This window comes from Aliiroseovarius crassostreae (genome assembly GCF_001307765.1).
Taxonomy (GTDB): Bacteria; Pseudomonadota; Alphaproteobacteria; order Rhodobacterales; family Rhodobacteraceae; genus Aliiroseovarius; species Aliiroseovarius crassostreae.
This window is the reverse complement of record NZ_LKBA01000006.1, coordinates 230,021-252,482: the sequence shown is the minus strand read 5'-3', so window position 1 is coordinate 252,482 and position 22,462 is coordinate 230,021. Positions and strand designations below refer to the sequence as shown.

Below are 22,462 nucleotides of genomic sequence, written 5' to 3'. Positions count from 1 at the left end.
AGCGCGATATGAAAACCTGCTAGGCCGAAGCCGCTGAGGCGTTGCGTTCAGCACGTTCCAGATGATCGCGCAGGATCTCAAGCCGCCGCTCCGAACGGTGCAGAAAGGCGAGGGCTTCCTCCTCCTCCCGTACCACGGCCAGGTCCAGAACCAACTCCCCTTGCGACAGTTGTTCCAGCATACGACAGGTGCCAAAGGCCAGATCACCGGGGGCCCAGATCGCGATGCGGTTGGGCGGGCGATGGGTCTTCTGTCGCGCCTTGCGTGCGCGCACCAGCGTGGCTATGCCGGTGAAACTGCAGTCAATATCGGTGGCCCCGGACAGGTCGATCAGCGCATCATACCCACCGGGCGGGATGGGATGGTCCTGCAGGTCAGGCAGCAGTTGGCCCAGCTGAGACAGCCCGATTTCCCCGGACAGGGACTGATACAGCAATGCGCTGGTGGGGAAATACTCACTCTTCACCATTTCAGTATCCAGAAAACAATCATTGGTTGTTGTTGAGGCTAGTTTATTACGTAGGGGAAGTCGATTCAATTTACTGAAATATTCCATAATTCATGAAGATAAAAGGAAAAATATACCATTCCCGTTTTCTCATGAAGACAACTCAAGCGGTAGTTTGCGGGGCTGGGCGAATAAAAAACGCCCCGAGATTTCTCTCGGGGCGCTCTTGGTCTTAATGGTTCCTCAGCCCGCAGATCGTGCGGATCTGACGCCATGGATCAATCCATGGCCTTGAAGTTGAACTCGCCACCTTCCTTGATCCCCGACGGCCAGCGCGAGGTCACGGTTTTGGTGCGGGTGTAGAACTTGAACGCGTCCGGGCCGTGCTGGTTCAGATCGCCAAAGCCCGATTTCTTCCAGCCGCCAAAGGTGTGATAGGCCAGCGGAACCGGGATCGGAACGTTGATGCCGACCATGCCGATATTGATCCGGTTGGCGAAATCACGGGCGGTGTCACCGTCGCGGGTGAAGATCGCGGTGCCGTTGCCATATTCGTGGTCCATGGCATAGCCGATGGCCTCTTCATAGCTTTCCGCGCGCACCATCGACAGAACCGGGCCAAAGATTTCCTGCTTGTAGATATCCATGTCGGTGGTGACGTTGTCGAACAGATGCGGGCCAACAAAGAAGCCCTCTTCATAACCCTGCAGGCTGAAGTCGCGGTTGTCGACAACCAGATCAGCACCCTGTTCCACGCCCGAGTTGATCAGACGCAGGATGTTTTCTTTGGCGGCTGCGGTCACAACCGGGCCATAGTCCACGTCGTCGCCTGCGGTGTAGGGGGCTACTTTCAGCTTTTCGATGCGCGGGACCAGCGCGTCGCGCAGCTTGTCTGCGGTCTCAGCCCCGACCGGCACAGCCACCGAGATCGCCATGCAGCGTTCGCCAGCGGCGCCGAAGCCCGCGCCCACCAGCGCGTCGGCAGCCTGCTCCATATCCGCGTCGGGCATGATGATCATGTGGTTTTTCGCGCCGCCGAAACACTGCGCGCGCTTGCCGTTGGCGGTGGCACGCGAATAGATGTAATGCGCAATCGGGGTCGAGCCGACGAAAGCCACGGCCTGAACTGTGTCATTGTCAAGGATCGCGTCCACCGCATCCTTGTCGCCATTCACCACCTGCAGCACACCATCAGGCAGGCCCGCTTCCTTGCACAGCGCGGCCAGCATCAGCGGCACCGAGGGGTCACGCTCGGACGGTTTCAGGATCATCGCGTTGCCCGCGGCCAGCGCCGGACCCATGCCCCAAAGCGGGATCATGGCGGGGAAGTTGAAGGGCGTGATCGAGGCGACAACACCCAGCGGCTGGCGCATGGAATACATGTCGATGCCGGGGCCGGCGCTGTCAGTGAACTCACCTTTCAGCATCTGCGGCGCACCGATGCAGTATTCGATCACTTCCAGACCACGCTGCACGTCGCCCTTGGCGTCGGGGATGGTCTTGCCGTGTTCGGCCGACAGGGCCTCGGCCAGCTTGTCCATATCGCGGTTGATCAGGCCAACCAGGGCCATCATCACGCGGGCACGTTTCTGCGGGTTGGTGGCGCCCCAGATTTTCTGGGCTTCGGCGGCTTTGGCGACAGCGTCGTCCAGCTCGGCTTTGGTGGCCAGAGCTGCCTGTGCCTGCACTTCGCCGGTGGCGGGGTTATAGACATCTGCGGTGCGGCCTGAGGTGCCGTCGACCAGCTGACCGTTGATCCAGTGACCAAGATTTTTCATGGTGGTTCTCCCAAATTTCTGCGCGCAGGTTAGTCTTGCGTTTGTGCGGTTGAAAAGAGGGTATTTCCCAAAAGGGTTTTGCAAAAATGCAAGACTGATGGTAGCAGGGGCAGGGTAGGGGCTGGGGCGCTTCGGCTTGCGCCTCAGCGCGCTGTCGGTGGCCTCGCTTCGCTCGGAAGGGGCGCTGCCCCTCGCGCTTCCGCGCTCACCCCGGGATATTTCTGACAGGAAAAGAGGGGCGTGTTTGGGAGCTTGGTCTACGGAGCGGGTGATGGATTGGGATGATCTGAAAGTGTTTCTGGCGGTGGCGCGGGCGGAAAGCCTGTCGCGGGCGGGCAAGGTGCTCAAGCGTGATGCGGCCACGGTGGGGCGGCGGGTGGCCAAGCTCGAGGGCGATCTGGGGCAGGTTCTGTTCACCAAGTCACCGCAGGGCTATGCGCTGACCGAGGCGGGCTCGCGTCTGTTGTCCCATGCGGAACGGGCAGAGCAGGCGGTTTTGTCCGGGGCGGATGAGCTGCGTGGACAGTCCGGGCAATTGTCCGGTCAGGTGCGGATTGGCGCCACGGATGGTTGCGCCAGTTATATCCTGCCGCAGGTCTGTGCGCAGATTCAGCGCCAGCACCCGGAGCTGGAATTGCAGGTCGTGGCGCTGCCCCGCGTGATCAACCTGTCAAAACGGGAAGCGGATATGGCGATTACCGTCAGCCCCCCGCAGGCGGGCCGGGTCACCGTGCAGCGGATCACCGACTATCACCTGCATCTTGCGGCAAGTGAGACCTATCTGCGCCACGCCCCCCGGCTGGAGCGGCTGGCGGACCTGCGGGATCATCCGATTGTGGGGTATATTCAGGACATGATCTTTTATCCCGAGCTTGATTTCCTGACCAAGCTGGGGATTGAGCGGGTGCAGCTGGCCTCCAACCTGGTGGCGGTGCAGCAGGGCATGGTGCGCCAGGGGGGCGGGGTTGGCATCACCCATGATTTCATCCTGCCTTTTGCGCCGGAACTGCGGCGGGTGCTGAGCGACCAGCTGTCGATCACGCGGTCCTTTTATCTGGTGCGCCACGAAGGGGATGCGCGGGTGGAGCGTTTTGCGCGGGTGGCAGAGGCGTTGGCGCAGGGAATCCGGGCAGAGGTGGCGCGGTTGGAAAACATGGTAGAAACACCCTAAGGTGCCGAATGTTCTTGACATATTGTTGCGTGAGGGGTGACGCTGGGGACATAAATTATAATTCCCCAGGAGGTTCAGATGCTCGTCAGCCAAATTCTCAAAGACAAACCGATCAGCGGTGTTGCCACGATTAAACCGGGCAGTTCGATCACCGAGGCGGTGGCGCTTTTGTCGGAGAAAAAGATTGGCGCGGTGATTGTGTCCGAGGATGGCGTGCGCCCGGCGGGGATCGTGTCGGAACGCGATGTCGTCAGTGCCCTTGGGGCGTCGGGCACGGGGTGCCTGACCAACACTGTCGACAGTATCATGACCGCCAAACTGGTCAGCTGCGCCCCCGGCGACCGGGCCATTCAGGTGTTGCAGACCATGACCGAAGGTCGGTTTCGCCATATGCCGGTGATGGAAGGTGACGAGATGGTCGGGCTGGTGTCGATCGGTGACGTGGTCAAGGCGCGACTGGATGAGCTGTCGAGCCAGGCCGAAGCGCTGACCAATATGATCATGGGCTACTGAGCGCATTTTAGCGCATTGTGCCGTTACGTAGAACTACGTGGCGGCACCAAAAGTCTTGAAAAATCACGCGCAATATTGTTGCGTGCGCCCCAGCTTTAAAGCGTTTCGACGTTCGCCTGGGACAGGGAAAAGTCGAAACGCCGTAAGTGATAACAATGTTGTGGGCGTTTCGGAATAAACATGTGTCTCAAGTTTATCCCGAAACGCTTTAGGAGGCATGAATATGCGCGTTGGTCTTTATCCCGGAACTTTCGATCCGATCACGCTCGGACATACCGATATCATCCGCCGTGCCTGTGCGCTGGTGGATCGGCTGGTGATTGGGGTGGCGATCAACACCGGAAAGGGGCCGATGTTCTCGCTCGAGGAGCGGGTGGCCATGGTCGAAGAGGAATGCGTAAATCTGGCCCAGGAAACCGGGACCGAGATCATTGCCCATCCGTTTGAAAACCTTCTGATCGACTGCGCCCATGATGTCGGCGCCCAGATCATCGTGCGCGGCCTGCGGGCGGTGACGGATTTTGAGTATGAATATCAGATGGTTGGCATGAATCGCGCGATGGATAGCTCGGTCGAAACCGTGTTCCTGATGGCAGAGGCAAAATATCAGGCGATTGCGTCGAAACTGGTGAAAGAGATCGCCAAGCTGGATGGCGACGTATCGAAATTTGTCACCCCTGAGGTGAAAGAGAAGCTGCTCGCGAAAATCGGGTAGAGGCGGCTTTTGCCCCTTTGCGGGGGGCGTGTGCGGGGGCACATGAATGCGATCCTCCCTTTGTGAAAAATCCGCCTGTTGAGGGTTTGGTTCACAAAAAAGGCCCCCTCCGGGGCCTTCTGTCGGTCCTGTTTATGCGCCCCATCCGCTCACAGGTGTTTTCCCATTTCCGCTGCCGTATCCAGCATCCGGTTTGAAAATCCCCATTCATTGTCATACCAGCTGAGAATGCGCACCATATTGCCGTCCATTACACGGGTCTGATCGGTGGCGAAGGTCGAGCTTTCGGGGGCGTGGTTGAAATCAACCGAGACAAGCGGCTTGTCGGTCACGCCGAGCACCCCGCGAAGCGGCCCATGGGCGGCGGCATGTATCGCGGCATTGATCTCGCCCGCATCCGTGGCGCGCGCCGCCTCGATGGTCAGATCCACGCAGGAGACATTCGGTGTCGGCACCCGGATTGCCACCCCATCCAGCCTGCCGGCCAGTTCGGGCAGGACCAGCCCAACCGCCTTTGCCGCCCCGGTGGTGGTGGGGATCATGCTCATCGCGGCGGCACGGGCACGGTAGAAATCTTTCTTGTGCAACCGGTCCAGCGTCGGCTGGTCGCCGGTATAGGAATGCACGGTGGTCATGAACCCCTTTACGATCCCGACCGTTTCATGCAGCACCTTGGCCACCGGCGCCAGGCAATTGGTGGTGCAGGACGCGTTTGAGACATGCACATGGTCCGAGGTCAGGCTGTCATGGTTCACGCCATAGACCACGGTGTTATGTGCCCCCGAAGACGGGGCCGAAACCAGCACCCGGCTGGACCCATTGCCAAGATGCACCAGCGCCTTGTCGCCTTTGAAAATCCCGGTGCATTCCAGGACAATATCCACATGCCCCCAGGGCAGGTCATCGGGGTTGCGCATCGCGGTGACGGCAATCTTGCCGCGCCCCACATCCATCCAGTCTTCGCCATAGGTGACTGTGCCGGGGAACCGCCCATGAACGCTGTCAAACTCCAGCAGATGTGCGTTCATCTCAACCGAACCGAGATCGTTGATCGCCACCACCTCAAGATCGTCACGCCCCTGTTCCGCAAGCGCCCGCAGCACCAGTCTGCCGATGCGCCCAAACCCATTGATGGCCAGTTTCACACTCATGTCGTCGTTCCTTCCGGGGGCACGCACAAGACGCTGCCGCATGTCATGTTGGCGCTAACATGGCTTTTTTGACGGAAAGGTCAAGAGAGGGTCACGCAGAAGTGCAACCCGTTGCCAAAATGTCAGATTTACCGGGGGGCTCAGCGCCAGAAGGCCATCCATTCGGTCAGCTCCAGGAATTTTCGTCCTAAAAACAAGCTGTTGGAAAGGTCCGACAGGGCATAATCCAGCCCTAGAGCGACCAGGATCACAAAGGCAATGGAAAAGGCGATCTGATTGGTCACAGGCTGCTCCTGTCGTTGAGGCCACGAAAGCGTTTCTACTTTAACCTGAGACAGGGGAAAGTTGAAACACTGTCAGAGATATCAAAGTTATCGGCGTTTCGGAATAACCATGTGTCACAAGTTTATCCCGAAGTGCTTTATCACCGGGATGCGGCGGCAGGGCAAGGGGGCGCAAGGGGGCAGGGGGGCAAAGGGCCGCGGGCGATCCCCACGAAAAAACCCCGGCAGGCAGGGCCAACCGGGGGTCAGTATTTCCATCGGATCAAAGGGTCAGATCAGATCGAGCCCATCTTGACGGCCACGTCGCCCATACGGGTCGAGAAGCCCCATTCATTGTCATACCAGGCCAGCACGCGCAGCAGGCGGCCACCGATCACCTTGGTCTGGTCAGCTGCGAAGATCGAGCTTTCCTCGGTGTGGTTGAAATCGGTCGACACCAGTTTTTCTTCGGTGTACCCCAGAACGCCCTTCATTGCGCCTTCCGACATCTCTTTCATCACCGCGTTCACGTCGGCTTCCGACACGTCTTTGTTCAGCACCACGGTCAGGTCCACGGCCGAGACATTCGGGGTCGGCACGCGCACGGCAGAGCCATCCAGCTTGCCTTTCAGCGCGGGCAGAACCTCGCCCAGGGCTTTCGCGGCACCGGTTGAGGTCGGGATCATCGACATGGCGGCCGCGCGGGCGCGATACAGATCCTTGTGGCGACGGTCCAGCGTCGGCTGGTCGCCAGTATAGGCGTGGATCGTGGTCATGATGCCGCTTTCGATGCCAAAGGCGTTGTTCAGCACCTTGGCCACCGGGGCCAGACAGTTGGTGGTGCAGGAGCCGTTCGACACCATCACGTCCGAGGCTTCCAGCATCTCGTCATTCACGCCGAAGACGATGGTCTTGTCCACGTTCTTGCCGGGGGCCGACAGAAGCACCTTCTTGGCGCCGCGCTCAATATGCGCCTTGGCCTTTTCGCCGTCATTGAACTTGCCGGTGCATTCCAGAACCACGTCACAGCCGGACCAGTCCAGCTCGTTCATGTCATAGGTCGACATCAGCTGCATCGGGCCCTGACCCACGTCCATGGTGCCGTCACCCAGCACCACCTCGTTGGGGAACCGCCCGTGCACGCTGTCATATTTCAGCAGATGCGCGGCGCTTTCGGCCGGGCCCGTGGCGTTCAGTTTCACAACCTGGATGTCCTTGCGGCCAGATGCGGCGATCTGAGCAAGCGTGCAGCGGCCAATGCGGCCAAATCCGTTGATCCCGACTTTCACAGTCATCGAAGTACCTCTTGAATTCCGGCCACCCCCCAGGCGGCCATTGGCATTTGCGCCGGGTATAGACGGGGGGCGGGCATGGTCCAATGTCGAATTCGCCTTTCCCCTCCGCATGTTAGCGAAAACATGCCATGTTAGCGCAATCCCCAGCGCAACCCCGGTGAAATCTGCCGCCTCAATCGCCGCAGAGGGGGCCTGCCGCAGAACGCCATGGCCCAGACAATCTCCCCGCGCCAACCGGCTGCCCCTTGCCCCTCCCGTGGCCAACCCGTAGGATTCGCCGGAACGCGCAGTTGATACGGGGCAGGGGTGATGAGTGGTCTGATTGCATTGCTGGATGATGTGGCGGGGATCGCCAAAGTGGCGGCCGCCTCGGTTGATGACGTGGCCGCCCAGGCCGCAAAGGCCGGGGTCAAGGCCGCAGGCGCGGTGATTGATGATGCGGCTGTGACACCAAAATATGTGCAGGGCTTTGCCCCCGCGCGCGAGTTGCCGATCATCGGGCGCATCGCCTGGGGGTCGATCAAGAACAAGCTGCTGATCCTGCTGCCCGCAGCCCTCCTCCTGTCCACCTTCGCCCCCTGGCTGGTGGCCCCCCTCCTGATGCTGGGCGGGGCCTACCTGTGCTTTGAAGGGGCAGAGAAGGTCTGGCATGTGCTCTTTCCGCACGAACATAAATGGGATCACGCAGACCACGAAGAAGGCGATCCGACCCACCTGGAAGAAAGCAAGGTCGCAGGCGCCATCAAAACCGATTTCATCCTGTCGGCCGAAATCATGACAATCATCCTCGCCGCCCTGCCGGAAGGGTCCATCTACGCCAAGGCGGGCGGGCTGGCCATTGCCGGGATCGGCATCACCATCGCCGTCTACGGCTCCGTGGCGATCATCGTGAAAATGGATGACGTGGGGCTGTTCCTGGCCCGGACAGGGCGCCTCGGCCTGACCCGAAACTTTGGTCTCGGGTTGGTGAAGTTCATGCCCATCTTCATGAAATTGCTCACCATTATCGGCACCGCTGCAATGATCTGGGTCGGCGGATCCATCGTGATCCACGGCGCGCATGAACTGGGCCTGCATGAACCTTACAACTCGATCTACCGTATCGCCGAGGCCGCCGCGCATTCCGTCACACAGGCCCAGGGCTTTGTCGCATGGGCGGTGACCGCGGCCCTTGATGGCGTGGTGGGCCTGATCCTGGGGGTCCTCCTTATTCCGCTCGCCACCCGGATCATCGCCCCGATCTGGCAAGCGATCTTCAAGGGAAAGGCGTAGTAAGACTAATAATGGACAAGTTTTTTTACGACCTTCCAGTATACCGAGTTTCGGATAAGAAATATCAGAAGTGGTTTGAAGGGCTTATGGTTCCGCTCCAAGAGCAATGGCGAACGACTGCTGGGAAAGAAATGCCGAGTAACACTGAGATGTTTCTTTCGAATCCCCACGACCAGAAATATGGCCCTTGGCAGTTCAATGAAATTATCGGGTATATTCGTTTGCATTTTCTTGGAACTCAAATCCGTGGGGAGTATTTTAGCGCAGAGAAAAAGCGCAACCCCGTTAGTCGAAAAAAGGTCTTTACCTTCCGCACGCATAAGCTCGCTCCGGAGCACACGCTTTGGAAGACCGGCGATTTGACAAACCAAGAAATCTGGGAAGCGATTTGTGAGTATGTGTCAGATTGCCAGCGTGAGTTGATGAAAGGGCGCTACATAGATGATTCAGTTCTTAGAGAACTGGGGCCGTTCATCGATTGGCGTAGTTTTCTTGGTTGGCCGCCGATGGATGAAATTACATTGAGACGGTAGAGTCCTCACTATCTTGCACGCTTATGTAACAAAACCACCCCGCTTGAGACAATCACCAAAGACCCCAGCAGCGTCATCAGATCCGGTTGCTCGCCAAACACCGTGATGCCCAGGATCAGCGCAAAAAGCAGCCGGGAATAGCGAAACGGCGTCACAACCGACATCTCTCGGACCCGCATCGCACGGGTAAGCGCCGCATAAGCCAGAACCCCGATGACACTGGCCATCGCCACAAAACCAAGGCTGGCAGGGGTCGGGCGTGCGACACCGCCAAAGCTGATCAAAACCACTCCCGCCAGCGTCAGCACCGCAAACCCGGCCACGCCCAATTGTGCGGAAGACATCGACACGGGGCTGGCCCGCGTTGCCAGATCGCGCCCGGCAAAGCCCAGCATGCCCAGAACGGCAAAACCCGACAGCGGGTCAAACGCGTCCAGCCCCGGTCGCAGGATCATCAGAACGCCGACAAACCCCATGGCAATGGCCATCCAGCGGCGCAGACCGACCCGCTCACCAAAAACCACAACGGCCCCCAGCGCCACCACCAGGGGCGTGGCCTGCAGGATGGCCGAGGCGCTCGACAGCGGGGTCAACGCAATGGCCAGCGCGTAAAACAAGCGCCCGGAAATCTCAAACAGCGACCGCCAGATCAGCACCGGGGACAGCAGATCCGGGTGAAAGATCCGTTGTCCCTGCGCACGCGCCATTAGGGCAAAAATCACCATTCCTGCGGCGCCAAACAGCGCCACCGCTTGACCGATCGGGATGTCGCGGGCGGCGGCCTTCAGGGCCATGTCCTCCAGCGCAAAGGCGCCCATGGAAAACACCATGAACAGCGCACCCCGTAAATTATCGCGCAGGTTTTTGGAAAGGGAGGGAGGCATCTTGGGGTCCTGCAGTCAGACAGGTTTCAACCTGTCTGATCAGGGCGGGAAGGGGAAGCGAAAACCCCTGTGATCATGTCTGAAAACTTTAATTTTTCGAATTTTGGCGGCGGAAAAGTTTAAACTTTCCGGTTTCAGGGCCCGACAAAGTTTAAACTTTCCAAGAAAAGACGCCCCAACCTGTCGGCGGGGCGTCCGGGTTTTTCAGCAAGGATTTGCAGCCTTAGCCGAGCAGGGTTTTTGCCGTCTCGACCACGTTGTCAGAGGTGATGCCAAACTTCTCATACAGCACGTCTGCCGGGGCTGATGCGCCGAAGCCGTCCATGCCGACAAATGCCTGCTTCGCTTCGCGTCCACGCTCGCCCAGAAGCCAACGATCCCAGCCGCCATCGCGCACAGCCGCTTCCACGCCCACACGGACGGGGCCAGCGGGCAGAACTTTACGGCGATACGCCTCGTCCTGCTGGGCAAACAGCTCCATACAGGGCATGGAGACCACGCGGGTGCCGATGCCCTGGGCTTCAAGCGCGGCCCGCGCTTCCATCGCCAGGGACACTTCGGACCCGGTGGCGATCAGGATCACCTGACGCTTGCCGCATTCCGCATCGGCCAGCACGTAAGCCCCTTGAGAAACAAGGTTTTTCTGCTTGTACTCGGTGCGCAGCGTCGGCAGGTTCTGACGGGTCAGAACCATGGTGGACGGGGTGGTTTTTTCGCTCAGGGCAATCTCCCACGCCTCTGCGGTTTCAGCCGTGTCGGCCGGGCGGAAGGTGAAGCTGTTCGGGGTTGCGCGGCAGATCGACAGGTGTTCCACCGGCTGGTGGGTCGGGCCATCTTCACCCACGCCAATGCTGTCATGGGTCATCACAAACACGGTCGGAATGCCCATCAGCGCCGCCAGACGCATCGAGGGGCGCGCATAGTCGGTGAAGCAGAAGAACGTGCCGCCATAGGGGCGCATGCCGCCATGCAGCGCCATGCCGTTCATCGCCGCTGCCATGCCGTGTTCACGGATGCCCCAATAGACATAACGGCCTTTGCGGTTGTCGGTGTCGAACACGCCCAGATCGCCGGTTTTTGTGTTGTTCGACCCGGTCAGGTCAGCCGAGCCACCCACGGTTTCCGGCATCACCGGGTTGATCACAGCCAGCGCCATTTCGGACGATTTGCGGGTTGCGACCTTGGGCTGCTCCTCGGCGACCTGTTTTTTCAGCTGGCGGATGACAGCCGACAATTTCTTAGGAGCTTCAAGGGCATAGGCGCGATTGAACTCGCCCTGTTTGCGCTCGGAAATCTCGGCAAAGCGGGCTTCCCAGGCTTCGCGATCGGCCACGCCACGTGCGCCGATGGCTTCCCAGGCTGCTTTCACATTGGCGGGAACCGCGAAGGGCTCAAGCGGGTAGCCGTAAGCTTCTTTCGCAGCTTTAAGCTGCTCCGCATCGGTCAGCGCGCCATGGCCTTTGGAGGTGTCCTGTGCGGCGTGACCCAGGGCGATATGCGTTTTACACGCGATCATCGATGGCTTTTGGGTGGTTTTGGCTTTGGTGATGGCCGCGTCGATTTCTTCGGGGTTGTGCCCGTCGATTTCAATCACATGCCAGCCCGAGGCTTTGAACCGCTGAACCTGATCAGTGCGATCGGACAGGGACACCTTGCCGTCGATGGTGATGTCGTTGTTGTCCCAAAGCACAATCAGCTTGCCCAGCTCGTGACGGCCAGCCAGGCCGATGGCTTCCTGGCTCACGCCTTCCATCAGGCAACCGTCGCCGGCGATCACGTAAGTGTAGTGATCCACGACTTTTTTGCCGTAGCGGGCGCGCTGGATTTCTTCGGCCATGGCAAAGCCCACGGCGTTGGAAATACCCTGACCCAGCGGGCCAGTGGTGGTTTCCACCCCCGACACATGGCCATATTCCGGGTGACCAGCCGTGATCGCGCCCCATTGGCGGAAGTTCTTGATCTGCTCCAGCGTCACGTCTTCGTAACCGGTAAGATAAAGCAGCGAATAGATCAGCATCGAGCCGTGGCCCGCCGACAGGATGAACCGGTCACGGTCCGCCCAACGCGGCTGTGAGGCGTCGAATTTCAGGTGATTTTCGAACAGGACTGTCGCCACGTCAGCCATGCCCATCGGCATGCCGGAGTGACCGGAATTGGCCGCCGCCACCGCGTCAAGCGTCAGCGCACGGATGGCCGCAGCCTTGTTCCAGTGGTCGGGATGGTTTTTGCGAAGGGTTGCGATATCCAAGGCCCAGATCCTTTGGCTAAGTAGAGTTGCGACGGGTTTAACAGCCATTTTGGGCGGGTCAAGCCAAGCTGTGGCAAACCGGACGCAAGGAAGGACGGAACACGGGCTGGGGGGTGTCCGGGCCACAGTTTGCGCGAAAAACCGGGTTGGAAAGTGCTTTATCGTCAATTGGAAACAGGTTTTTCCCCGGTTTTCCGGTGATTTTCGCTGATCAGGCGGGGCGTCATTGGAACAGACGTTTTATAATTTCTTCTCATCGGCTAAAACGGAAGTCATCATGGAATGACTAAGCCCTCGGCGCGCAACGATTCGCCTTTAGTAGTGCCGCGTGCAAGGGAAAGTGATTTGAACAGGGCAGAGTGAACAAGGACGAGCATGAGCGATATTTCCGAACTGGAGACCCGCATCACCACCGCGTTGGAACGGATTGGTGCAGGGATTGACACGCTTACTCCCGCCAAGCCGGATCAAAGTGACGAGGTTGCCCGGCTGAGCGCCGCACTGGAAGATGAGCGCATCGTGAATGCGCAGCTGGAAGAGCGTGTGAAGGCAATCAAGGAAAAACAGGACAGCACTGTTCAGGCGCTGTCTGCAGAGGTGGAGCGTTTGACTGCACTGCTGGCGAGCGAGGAAAAGGCGCTTGCCAAGCTGCGCCAGGTCAACGCGGATCTGCGCCTCAATAATGATGCTTTGCGTGAGGCGGCCAATCAGGGCGTGGTGGAACCCCATCTGATCAACAAGTCGATGATGGCAGAGCTGGAAGGGCTGCGTGCGGCGCAGACGGCGGACCGGACCGAGCTGAATGCGGTTCTGGGTGAGCTGAACAGCCTGATATCAAAAGCGGAAACCCAGCAGGCGGAAGCGGCCCAAACTCAGGAGAATATGGATGCCTGATGTCGTGATCAAAATCGGTGGTCGTGGATTTGAAGTCGCCTGCCAGGAGGGGGAAGAGCATTTCCTGAAATCGGCTGCGGCTATGCTGGATGCCGAAGCCTCGGTGTTGGTGTCGCAGATCAATAATCTGACCGAAAGCCGGATGTTGCTGATGTCCGGCTTGATGCTGGCGGACAAAACGGCAGGCATGGATGACAAGCTGAAAGACGCGGAAAAGAAGATCGCTGATCTTCAGGCAGAAATTTCATCTTTGAAAAATGCGGAACCGGTCAAGGTTGAGGTGCCCGTGGTGCCGTCGAGCGTGACCGATACATTGGCCGAGATCGCCGCGCGCGCCGAGGCAATGGCCGCAGCCGTGGAAGAAAAAACAGCGGGTTAAACCCCCTGACAGTCGCAAGAAAAGGCGCTCAGATCTGAGCGCCTTTTCTTGTTTGGTGAGGTCAAGATTATGCGTTGGCTTCGCGGATCTTATCGGCCGCTTCTTTCGAATAGGTCACGCCATTGTCGTCAAAGAGCGTGTCCAGCTCGCCTGACAGGGTCATCTCGGTGATGATGTCACAGCCGCCGACAAATTCGCCTTTGACGTAAAGCTGCGGGATGGTCGGCCAGTCGGAATATTCCTTGATGCCTGCGCGGATTTCCTCATCTGCCAGCACGTTCACATCGGTGTAGTCCACCCCCATGAAGTTCAGCACACCAGCCACGCGGGAGGAAAACCCGCATTGCGGCATGTCCTTGGTGCCTTTCATGTAGAGCACAACGTCGTTGGATTTGACGAGTTCATCGATTTGGGTTTTTGCGTCGGTCATATGTCGTTGTCCTTACTTCTTCGGGCTCATCGCCCTTGTGTAGTCCTGTGGGTCGCGGGGCACCGCGATATGATGCGTATGTCCACCATGGTTTGAAATCACTCCGCCGCCAACAAGTGAGCTGTTTTGCGATGGGGTGGCGCCTTTTCGATGGGAGCGGTTTTTGCGCTTTCTTCGGTATTCCACCACTGCAATCACCGTGACACCTCCTGCAAGTAACAGCAGGAGCGGGGCAATGATGTCGAAGGAGAACACCTGTTACTCCGGTGCCTTGGTGGTCAGCGCCAGCGCGTGCAATTCACCTGAATCGATCTGTGCTTTCACCGTTGCGTTCACCGCGCGTTGCTGTTGCACACGGTTCATGCCACGAAAGCTCTCGTCCACCACTTCTGCCGCCCAGTGATTGCCGTCGCCAGCCAGGTCGGTGATGGTGATCTTGGCGTCAGGAAAACCTGCGCGGATCAGGTCTTCGATTTGTTGCGCTTCCATGGCCATGTGGCGGGATCCTTGTTTAAGCAGTTGTTGGGATGAATTTAGGCATGCGGGGCAGGGGCTTCAAGCAAGAAGCGAGATTTGCGCTTGCCCGCGACCGGTGGAGGATGGACTTCGCTAGAAAACTAGAAAACTGGTTTTGCCATCTTCACGGTTTGCGTGCGTAAGCGGATCGGAATGTGGCAAGCACATTCTGCAAGCGACCAAACAATCCATCTGCTTCAGATCTTTTCAGGCTCTCCTCACTCCATGCTTCCTCCGGTGTCAGCGACGATAGGGCGGCCTGCCGGGCCGCCTCTTGATCCGCGTCAAGTGGCAGGGATTTCGCAAGGGTGAAGATCTCAAGCAGGTCATGCACCCGGCGCAGGCGGCGATAGCTTTCGGCCATGGCGGCCTTTTGCTCCGGGTTGTCGCGCCAGGACTTGCCCGGGTAAACCACCTGGGTCAGATATTGCCCCGCCCCTTTGCAGTCGAATTTTTCACAGGCAGAAAACCCGTGCCATTCAAGATTGCGATAGATCTTGCAACGGTCCCGGTCGGTCAGATGCGGGCAGGGGGTCAGCGCGGGTTTTGACAGGGCAAATTCCGCGCTTTTTTCAAAACTGGGGGCCACACAGCAGATGCCCATGCAGGCCTGACAGTCGGCGGTGAGGGCCGGAATGGCCCCCCCCGTGTTTGCAGGTGACATCAACGATGGGCCTTGTCGAAACCTGTGCGGTAAATCTCGCGCATGTCTTCCAAAGACGCTTCCGAGCTGCCCAGTTTTACAGTGTCGCCGGTGAAGCGGCCCACCGAGGTGAGTTTGACCCCGGCCTGGCCTGCGGCAATCATCAGGGCTTCCGCCTGATCAAAGTTCAGCGCAACGAGATAGCGGCCCTGATCCTCGCCAAAGAGGGTCGGCGTGTCTGCCATGTCCAGCTGAACACCAACATTCCCGGCCTCTGCCATTTCAAAAGCCGCCATGGCCAGACCGCCATCGGAAATGTCAGTGCAGGCCTTGATCAGGTCACGGTTTGCACGGATGAACTCACCGTTTCTCTTCTCGGCCTCAAGATCCACATGGGGTGCATCGCCGTCTTCGCGGTTGAACACTTCCGCCAGCAGGGCGGATTGGCCAAGGTGGCCAACCATGTCACCCACCATCATCGCCACGTGACCGTCGCGGGCATCACCGCAGATCAGGTGATCGAGATCTTCAATCAGCCCCACGGCACCAATGGTCGGGGTGGGCAGGATCGCCTGACCGTCGGTTTCATTGTAAAGCGAGACGTTGCCGGACACGATGGGCACATCCAGCGCAGCCACGGCCTCTCCGATACCTTTGATTGCGCCCACGAACTGACCCATGATTTCGGGCTTTTCCGGGTTGCCGAAGTTCAGGTTGTCGGTGGTGGCCAGCGGTTTGGCCCCCACGGCGGTCAGGTTGCGATAGGCCTCTGCCACCGCCTGACGCCCACCTTCAAGCGGGTTGGCGCGCACGTAGCGCGGCGTCACATCCGAGGTGAACGCCAGTGCCTTGTTGGTGCCATGCACCCGCACGATGCCCGCGCCCAGACCCGGTGCGCGCACCGTGTCGGCCATCACCATGTGGTCATATTGCTCATAAACCCAGTTCTTGGCGGCATAGTTGGGTGAACCCAGCAGCGCTTTCAGCCCGTCGATGCCGTCGATCTCCGGCACGTCGGCCAGTTCCTCGGCCTGCGGAGTTTCCACCCAGGGGCGGTCATATTCAGGCGCACGGCCAGACAGCGGCGACAGCGGCAGATCGGCTTTCACCTCGCCATTATGCATGATCAGGAAGCGGTCTTCCGGCAGGGTTTCGCCCACGATAGCAAAGTCCAGATCCCATTTTTCAAAGACCGCGCGGGCTGCGTCTTCCAGGTCGGGGTTCAGCACCATCAACATGCGTTCCTGGCTTTCCGAGAGCATCATCTCGTAAGCGGTCATGTTCTCTTCGCGCTGCGGCACGTCTTCGAGGTTGAGCTTGACGCCCAGCCCGCCTTTGTCACCCATTTCAACGGCCGAACAGGTCAGGCCAGCAGCCCCCATATCCTGGATCGAAATCACCGCGCCGGTCTGCATCAGCTCCAGCGTCGCTTCCATCAGGCGTTTTTCGGTGAACGGGTCGCCTACCTGCACGGTGGGGCGCTTTTCCTCGATCGTGTCGTCAAATTCGGCTGACGCCATCGTGGCGCCGCCCACGCCGTCACGGCCGGTTTTCGCCCCCAGATACACAACGGGCATCCCGACGCCTGAGGCCGCTGAGTAGAAGATCTTGTCGGCGTCCGCCAGGCCCGCCGCAAAGGCGTTCACAAGGCAGTTGCCATTATAGGCCGGGTGGAAGCGCACTTCGCCGCCCACATTCGGCACGCCGAAACAGTTGCCATAGCCACCGATGCCTTCGACCACGCCATTGACCAGCGTCTTGGTCTTCGGGTGATCCACCTCACCAAAGGAGAGCGCGTTCATCGCCGCAATCGGACGGGCGCCCATGGTGAACACGTCGCGCAGGATGCCGCCCACACCGGTGGCCGCGCCCTGATAAGGTTCGATGTAAGATGGGTGGTTGTGGCTTTCCATCTTGAAGATGACTGCCTGACCGTCGCCAATATCCACCACGCCCGCGTTTTCGCCGGGACCGCAGATCACCTGCGGGCCTTCGGTGGGCAGGGTGCGCAGCCATTTCTTGGAGGACTTGTAGGAACAGTGCTCGTTCCACATGGCCGAGAAAATACCAAGTTCGGTGAAGCTCGGCTCGCGTCCGATGATTTCCAGAATGAGCTCATATTCATCCGGCTTGAGCCCGTGGGCTTCGATGAGATCTGTGGTGATCGCTGGCTCTTGCATCTGGCGCATGTCCCCTTTTGGCGCGTCCCACCTGGGTCATGTGGCGGGCGCAATGGCAGTTGCGGCATCTCATATGGGAAAAGAGGGCGCGTGGGAAGCCTGCTCAACAGGGGATTTGTCGAGTTGCGGCGATAACACCGCAAATTGTTGCTGTGGGAGGTGGGGTCAAAAAAAAAGGCCGGGCATAGCCCGGCCAAGTCCAACAGGGAGGTAAAAGCCGAAGGGCAAGTGCCCATGATCGGCTTTGAGCCTGATTTAGGCCTTGAATACCTGGGTGACAAGGGTAAATGCCGCATTGCGGCTATGCGCCTCATGCATAGCTATCGCAAATATCTGACACGGGTGGATTTCAATTCGCTGAAAGGTCAGGCTTTTTCGCGTTTGCGCTGTGCGATGATTTCCTCAGTGACAAAATCCCGGAAGGCCGCAATGCGCTGGGATTGGCGCAATTCTTCTGGATAGGCGAGGTAAACCGGGATGTCCTTGCTTTCGGCCTGCGGCAAAACCCGCTGCAGTTCCGGGAAATCCTCGATGATGTAATCTGGCAAAACGCCAATGCCCAAACCGTTCAGTGTGGCTTGCAGCACGCCGAAGTAATTGTTCACGGTCAGGCTGGAGCTGACGCCGTAGGCGATCAGTTGCTTGACCAGGGCCGCACCGGCAGAGACCTGGTGAGCAGAGGTGCTTTGGCAGATGATCTTGTGCTTGGTCAGGTCATCATAACTCTCTGGTGTGCCATGGCTTTCCAGGTAGCCGGGGGATGCATAAAGGCGCATGTGGACATCCATCAGGCGCTTGCGAATGAGGTCGGCCTGGCTGGGTTCTTTCATGCGGATGGCCACGTCAGCCTCGCGCATCGGCAGGTCAAGCACCCGCTCCTCAAGCATCAGGTCAATGGTCAGGTCCGGGTATTTCTCATAGAATTTCGGCAGGCGCGGCGCGAGCCAGAGCGATCCGAAAGCGGTTGTGGTGGTCACGCGCAGCTCGCCATAGACCTCTTCCTTGCTGTCACGAATGCGCGCCACTGCGGCTTCCAGCCGGTGATTCATGGCATTGGTGGCCTCGAACAGCAGCTCGCCCTGTTCGGTGAGAATCAGTCCGCGCGCGTGGCGATGAAACAGGGTTGCGTTCAGGCTTTCTTCCAGCGCGCGTATTTGGCGCGACACCGCAGATTGAGACAGGTGCAGCGCATCGCCAGCATGGGTTAGGGACCCTGCATCAGCCACTGCATGAAATATTCTGAGCTTGTCCCAATCCATCAGGTAAGGATCCGTATGTTGTTCGCATATTTAACTTGCCAGAAGTTATCGCGGGAAATGCCCAGGAAACCAATGTTTAATCCGACAATTTTTCTGTGAAAAGCACAAGCGTGGCGGAAATAAAACAATTGAAAGGTCAGGCATTGTGACCTAAAATGTAGATCAACAAGACCGCAACCCAATAAAACCACGACTCCAAGGGAGGGTGCCATGGGCAAGCCAGACGTGACGCTGAATGACCGGTTCGATCTGTCCAAAGAGCATGTGCTGCTCAATGGCACGCAGGCGTTGGTGCGCTTGATGTTGATGCAGAAGGAGCGCGACCGCCGGTCGGGGCTGAAAACGGCTGGTCTGGTTTCCGGCTATCGCGGCTCACCGGTGGGGGGTGTTGACCTGTGGATGGGGCGGTCTGACAAGCTTTTGAAAGAAAACGATATCCTGTTTCAACCTGGGCTGAATGAGGACCTTGCCGCCACCGCCCTTTGGGGCAGTCAGCAGGCTGAGCTGCGAGGCGAAGGCGCCTATGATGGCGTCTTTGGGTTGTGGTATGGCAAGGGGCCGGGGGTGGATCGCACCGGGGATGTCATGCGCCATGCCAACATGGCGGGATCATCGCCTCATGGCGGTGTGCTGATGGCAATGGGGGATGACCACACGGGGGAAAGCTCGACCGTGCTGCACCAGTCGGACTGGGCGATGGTGGACGCCTATATTCCGGTTCTGTCCCCCGCAGGTGTGCAGGAAATCCTTGATTACGGCATCTATGGTTATGGTCTGAGCCGCTTTGCCGGGGTCTGGGCCGGTCTGAAAGTGATGAAGGATACGGTTGAGGCCACCTCTGTCGTGGATGGGCGTCCGGATCGTATGCAGCTGGTCATCCCGTCCTTTGATATGCCCGAAGGGGGGCTGAATATCCGTCTGGGCGACGCACCGGTTGCGCAGGAAGCGCGGATGATTGACTGCAAGCGGTTTGCCGCAGAGGCCTATGCGCGCGCCAACAAGATTGACCGCCGCGTCTGGGGCAAACCCGGTGCCAAGATCGGTTTTGTCGCGGCGGGCAAGAACTGGCTTGATCTGGTGCATGCAATGAACCTGCTGGGCGTTGATGGGGACGAGGCAGAACGTCTTGGGATCACCACCTACAAGATCGGTCAGACCTTCCCACTGGACATGACCAGTTTTGAAGAATGGGCCGATGGCCTCGATCTTATTGTTGTAGTTGAAGAAAAGCGGAAACTGATTGAGGTCCAGATCAAGGAGGCCATCTTTGACAAGCGCCAGGGGCGTCGCGTTTACGGTTGGCATAAAGGCGAGCTGACCGAGGGCGGCAAGCCGATCGAACTGTTCCCGACCCGGTATGCGCTGGACCCGATCATGATTGCCGAAAAGCTTGGCCAGATCCTGATCGACGAGGGGCGTGGCACCGATGCCGTCAAGGCGGGTCTTGCGGAAATTGGCAGGGCAAAACAGGCGGATAACGCCCCGCAACTGGCGGCGCGACTGCCCTATTTCTGTTCCGGTTGCCCGCATAACAGCTCGACCCGCGTCCCGGATGGATCGCGCGCCTATGCGGGGATTGGCTGCCACTACATGGTGCAGTGGATGGACCGCTCTACCGTTGGCTTTACGCAGATGGGGGGGGAAGGGGCCAACTGGATTGGCGAGGCGCCGTTTTCCAAGACCGGGCACGTGTTCCAGAACCTCGGCGATGGCACCTATAACCACTCAGGCATTCTGGCGATCCGGGCGGCGCTCGCGGCCGGGACCACGATCACCTACAAGATCCTGTTCAATGACGCGGTGGCCATGACCGGGGGCCAGACCAATGAAGGCGGTTTGGACGCGGTGCGCATCGCGCGTGAAGTGCAGGCGATGGGCGTGCAGAATATCTTTGTGGTCTATGACGACAAGGAAGATGTGGAAGTCGGTCAGTTCCCTGCGGGGCTGAGTTTTCATACCCGCGATGAGTTTCTGGCGATCGAAAAGAAATGCCGGGATATCAAGGGGGTGTCGGTCATCCTCTATATTCAGACATGTGCTGCTGAAAAGCGTCGCCGTCGCAAGCGCGGCCTCTTTCCCGATCCTGACAAGCGGGTCTTCATCAATACCGATATTTGCGAAGGCTGTGGCGATTGCGGGGTGCAGTCGAACTGCGTGTCGATTGTGCCGGTTGACACTGAGCTGGGGCGCAAACGTGCCATTGACCAGTCGTCCTGCAACAAGGATTTCTCCTGTGTGAACGGGTTCTGCCCCAGCTTTGTCACCATCGAGGGGGCAAAGATCAAAAAGGCTGCAACCGCTGCGCTGGACCTGCCGGATCTGCCCAGCCCGGTCTTGCCGGCGATCAACGGCACCTTCAACACGGTGATCACCGGTGTGGGCGGCACGGGTGTTGTCACCATCGGGGCCATTTTAGCACAGGCTGCACATATCGACGGCAAAGGCGCGGGCATGATGGAAATGGCCGGCCTTGCCCAGAAAGGCGGCGCTGTCACGGTGCATCTGCGGCTGGCAGAACGGCCCGAAGATATCTCGGCCATCCGGGTGGCAACAGGGGAGCTGGATGCGCTGATCGGGTGCGAACTTGTCGTGTCCGCCGCCTCCACCACGCTTGGCCTGACCAAAACCGGTCGCACCGGGGCGGTGGTGGATAGCCATGAAACCGTGACGGGTGAGTTCACGCGCAACAAGGATTTCACCTTGCCGGGGGATCAGCTGCGCCTGTCCCTTGAGGCGCGCCTTCGCGACCAGTTGCACATGTTTGACGCGAGCGAGCTGGCCCGGGTTCTGATGGGGGACAGCATCTTCTCCAACATGATGGTGCTGGGGGCGAGCTGGCAGGCGGGCAATGTGCCGCTGACCCATGAGGCGCTGATGCAGGCCATTGACCTCAATGGTCAGGCGCCGGAGCGCAACAAGCGCGCCTTTGAAATCGGGCGCTGGGCGGTGCTTTATCCCGAACAGGCCTCCGGTTATCTGCAGGGCGATGTTGTCAAACTGCCCCAGACGCTGGACGAAAAGATCAATTTCCGGGTGGAGCACCTGACCGCGTACCAAAATGAAAACTACGCCGCCCGTTACCGTGCTTTTGTCGAGCGCGCCCCGGCGGAGCTGCGCGAGGCGGTGGCGCTGAGCTATCACAAGCTTCTGGCGTATAAGGATGAATATGAAGTGGCGCGGCTGTTGTGTGACACCAAGACCAAGGCGCATGCCGAGTTTGATGGCGATCTGAAACTGACCTACCATCTGGCCCCACCGATCCTGGGCGGCACCGACCCGAATGGTCGCCCGCGCAAACGCGCCTTTGGCACGTGGTTTGAGCGGCTTGCCCCGATGCTGGCCCGATTGAAATTCCTGCGTGGCACGGCCTGGGATGTGTTTGCCTGGTCCGAAGAGCGCCAGATGGAACGCGGGTTGATTGCCCAGTTCGAAGAGGACATGGGGCGGGCCTTTGCGATTTTGAACGACGACAACCTGCCGCTTGTCAAAGCGTTGGCAGAGCTTCCGATGGATATTCGCGGCTTTGGCCCGGTGAAGGCGGAAAATGTCGCAAAAGCCGGTAAGAAACGGGAAAATCTGCTGCAGCGACTGTTCGGTGCAGGGGGGCAGGTTCAGGCCGCGGAGTGATCTGCGGGCTGAAATCCCAGCCTGTTGGCGCTCTCGCCCGCGTTGAGGTAAATCCGCGATGGATTTCCTGTTCAAACGGACATAATCCTTGAACCATGGCCTTCGCGTTGCGGGGGCCGGGGCTGAAGCGCTTCGGGATAAACTTGTGACACATCGTTATTCCGAAACGCCTATGACCTTGATATCTCTGACAGTGTTTCGACTTTTCCCTGTCTCAGGCTAAAGTCGAGACGCTTTCGCAAAACAAGTACAAGGATAAGACA

Annotated in this window: 21 protein-coding genes; 8 read left to right on the top strand and 13 right to left on the bottom strand. The window is 59.0% G+C overall.

Annotated features, from left to right (window positions below; translation table 11 throughout):
• Positions 1-19 precede the first annotated feature (19 nt).
• Together AKJ29_RS07495 and AKJ29_RS07490 are read right to left on the bottom strand one after the other, a co-directional pair.
• On the bottom strand, positions 20-469 hold the full coding sequence (locus AKJ29_RS07495; RefSeq protein ID WP_055189521.1) for a hypothetical protein: 450 nt from the start codon (positions 467-469) through the stop codon (positions 20-22).
• 257 nt (positions 470-726) lie between these two features.
• Positions 727-2,226 carry a CoA-acylating methylmalonate-semialdehyde dehydrogenase gene (locus AKJ29_RS07490; protein WP_055189519.1) on the bottom strand — a complete coding sequence of 500 codons (1,500 nt, stop codon included), beginning with the start codon at positions 2,224-2,226 and terminating at the stop codon, positions 727-729.
• 271 nt (positions 2,227-2,497) lie between these two features.
• Here AKJ29_RS07490 and AKJ29_RS07485 point away from each other — a divergent pair, with 271 nt between their 5' ends.
• The 3 genes from AKJ29_RS07485 to coaD all read left to right on the top strand — a co-directional run bounded on the left by AKJ29_RS07485 (position 2,498) and on the right by coaD (position 4,625).
• Positions 2,498-3,397: a LysR family transcriptional regulator gene (locus tag AKJ29_RS07485; protein ID WP_055189517.1), complete on the top strand. Its 900-nt coding sequence runs from the start codon at positions 2,498-2,500 to the stop codon at positions 3,395-3,397.
• Positions 3,398-3,475: 78 nt separating this feature from the next.
• Positions 3,476-3,910: a CBS domain-containing protein gene (locus AKJ29_RS07480; protein ID WP_055189515.1), complete on the top strand. Its 435-nt coding sequence runs from the start codon at positions 3,476-3,478 to the stop codon at positions 3,908-3,910.
• A 223-nt stretch (positions 3,911-4,133) separates the two neighbouring features.
• Positions 4,134-4,625 carry a pantetheine-phosphate adenylyltransferase gene (gene coaD, locus AKJ29_RS07475; RefSeq protein ID WP_055190475.1) on the top strand — a complete coding sequence of 164 codons (492 nt, stop codon included), beginning with the start codon at positions 4,134-4,136 and terminating at the stop codon, positions 4,623-4,625.
• Positions 4,626-4,774: 149 nt separating this feature from the next.
• Here coaD and gap (AKJ29_RS07470) read toward each other — a convergent pair whose 3' ends face one another.
• The 3 genes from gap (AKJ29_RS07470) to gap (AKJ29_RS07460) all read right to left on the bottom strand — a co-directional run bounded on the left by gap (AKJ29_RS07470) (position 4,775) and on the right by gap (AKJ29_RS07460) (position 7,334).
• Entirely contained in the window at positions 4,775-5,776 is a 1,002-nt protein-coding gene (gap, locus tag AKJ29_RS07470) for a type I glyceraldehyde-3-phosphate dehydrogenase (RefSeq protein WP_055190473.1), read from the bottom strand.
• 140 nt (positions 5,777-5,916) lie between these two features.
• Positions 5,917-6,060, bottom strand: coding sequence for a hypothetical protein (locus AKJ29_RS19860; RefSeq protein ID WP_055189513.1), 144 nt, complete (start codon positions 6,058-6,060; stop codon positions 5,917-5,919).
• A gap of 275 nt (positions 6,061-6,335) precedes the next feature.
• The gene (gene gap, locus AKJ29_RS07460; protein WP_055189511.1) at positions 6,336-7,334 is read right to left on the bottom strand and encodes a type I glyceraldehyde-3-phosphate dehydrogenase; all 999 of its coding nucleotides are present in this window, start codon (positions 7,332-7,334) and stop codon (positions 6,336-6,338) included.
• Positions 7,335-7,643: 309 nt separating this feature from the next.
• On the opposite strand from gap (AKJ29_RS07460), the gene AKJ29_RS07455 reads away from it, so the two are divergent.
• Together AKJ29_RS07455 and AKJ29_RS07450 are read left to right on the top strand one after the other, a co-directional pair.
• The gene (locus AKJ29_RS07455; protein ID WP_055189510.1) at positions 7,644-8,606 is read left to right on the top strand and encodes a DUF808 domain-containing protein; all 963 of its coding nucleotides are present in this window, start codon (positions 7,644-7,646) and stop codon (positions 8,604-8,606) included.
• An 11-nt stretch (positions 8,607-8,617) separates the two neighbouring features.
• Complete coding sequence (locus tag AKJ29_RS07450) at positions 8,618-9,139, top strand: hypothetical protein (RefSeq protein WP_055189508.1); 522 nt, start codon at positions 8,618-8,620, stop codon at positions 9,137-9,139.
• Between the two features lie 8 nt (positions 9,140-9,147).
• Here the strand turns inward: AKJ29_RS07450 and AKJ29_RS07445 are convergent, their stop codons facing one another.
• Both AKJ29_RS07445 and tkt read right to left on the bottom strand, forming a co-directional pair.
• Positions 9,148-10,023 (bottom strand): DMT family transporter, encoded by an 876-nt coding sequence (locus AKJ29_RS07445; protein WP_055189506.1) that lies wholly within the window; start codon positions 10,021-10,023, stop codon positions 9,148-9,150.
• A gap of 223 nt (positions 10,024-10,246) precedes the next feature.
• Positions 10,247-12,271 (bottom strand): transketolase, encoded by a 2,025-nt coding sequence (gene tkt, locus AKJ29_RS07440; RefSeq protein ID WP_055189504.1) that lies wholly within the window; start codon positions 12,269-12,271, stop codon positions 10,247-10,249.
• A gap of 375 nt (positions 12,272-12,646) precedes the next feature.
• On the opposite strand from tkt, the gene AKJ29_RS07435 reads away from it, so the two are divergent.
• Both AKJ29_RS07435 and AKJ29_RS07430 read left to right on the top strand, forming a co-directional pair.
• On the top strand, positions 12,647-13,165 hold the full coding sequence (locus AKJ29_RS07435; protein ID WP_055189502.1) for a hypothetical protein: 519 nt from the start codon (positions 12,647-12,649) through the stop codon (positions 13,163-13,165).
• Positions 13,158-13,544, top strand: a complete 387-nt coding sequence (locus AKJ29_RS07430) for a cell division protein ZapA (RefSeq protein ID WP_055189501.1) — start codon at positions 13,158-13,160, stop codon at positions 13,542-13,544. The genes AKJ29_RS07435 and AKJ29_RS07430 overlap by 8 nt, the downstream gene beginning before the upstream one ends.
• 67 nt (positions 13,545-13,611) lie before the next feature.
• On the opposite strand, the gene grxD is transcribed toward AKJ29_RS07430, so the two are convergent.
• From grxD to AKJ29_RS07405, 6 genes are all read right to left on the bottom strand, one after another.
• On the bottom strand, positions 13,612-13,974 hold the full coding sequence (gene grxD / locus AKJ29_RS07425; protein WP_055189499.1) for a Grx4 family monothiol glutaredoxin: 363 nt from the start codon (positions 13,972-13,974) through the stop codon (positions 13,612-13,614).
• 12 nt (positions 13,975-13,986) lie between these two features.
• Positions 13,987-14,229, bottom strand: coding sequence for a hypothetical protein (locus AKJ29_RS19240; RefSeq protein WP_139231317.1), 243 nt, complete (start codon positions 14,227-14,229; stop codon positions 13,987-13,989).
• A gap of 3 nt (positions 14,230-14,232) precedes the next feature.
• Positions 14,233-14,469, bottom strand: coding sequence for a BolA family protein (locus tag AKJ29_RS07420; RefSeq protein ID WP_055189497.1), 237 nt, complete (start codon positions 14,467-14,469; stop codon positions 14,233-14,235).
• A 145-nt stretch (positions 14,470-14,614) separates the two neighbouring features.
• Positions 14,615-15,154: a hypothetical protein gene (locus tag AKJ29_RS07415; RefSeq protein ID WP_055189496.1), complete on the bottom strand. Its 540-nt coding sequence runs from the start codon at positions 15,152-15,154 to the stop codon at positions 14,615-14,617.
• Positions 15,154-17,313, bottom strand: a complete 2,160-nt coding sequence (gene purL, locus AKJ29_RS07410; RefSeq protein WP_055190470.1) for a phosphoribosylformylglycinamidine synthase subunit PurL — start codon at positions 17,311-17,313, stop codon at positions 15,154-15,156. The genes AKJ29_RS07415 and purL overlap by 1 nt, the downstream gene beginning before the upstream one ends.
• 365 nt (positions 17,314-17,678) lie before the next feature.
• A complete protein-coding gene (locus tag AKJ29_RS07405) occupies positions 17,679-18,572 on the bottom strand; it encodes a LysR family transcriptional regulator (protein ID WP_055189494.1) in 894 nt (297 codons plus the stop codon).
• Positions 18,573-18,782: 210 nt separating this feature from the next.
• Here AKJ29_RS07405 and AKJ29_RS07400 point away from each other — a divergent pair, with 210 nt between their 5' ends.
• Positions 18,783-22,199, top strand: coding sequence for an indolepyruvate ferredoxin oxidoreductase family protein (locus AKJ29_RS07400; RefSeq protein ID WP_055189492.1), 3,417 nt, complete (start codon positions 18,783-18,785; stop codon positions 22,197-22,199).
• Positions 22,200-22,462: the final 263 nt, after the last annotated feature.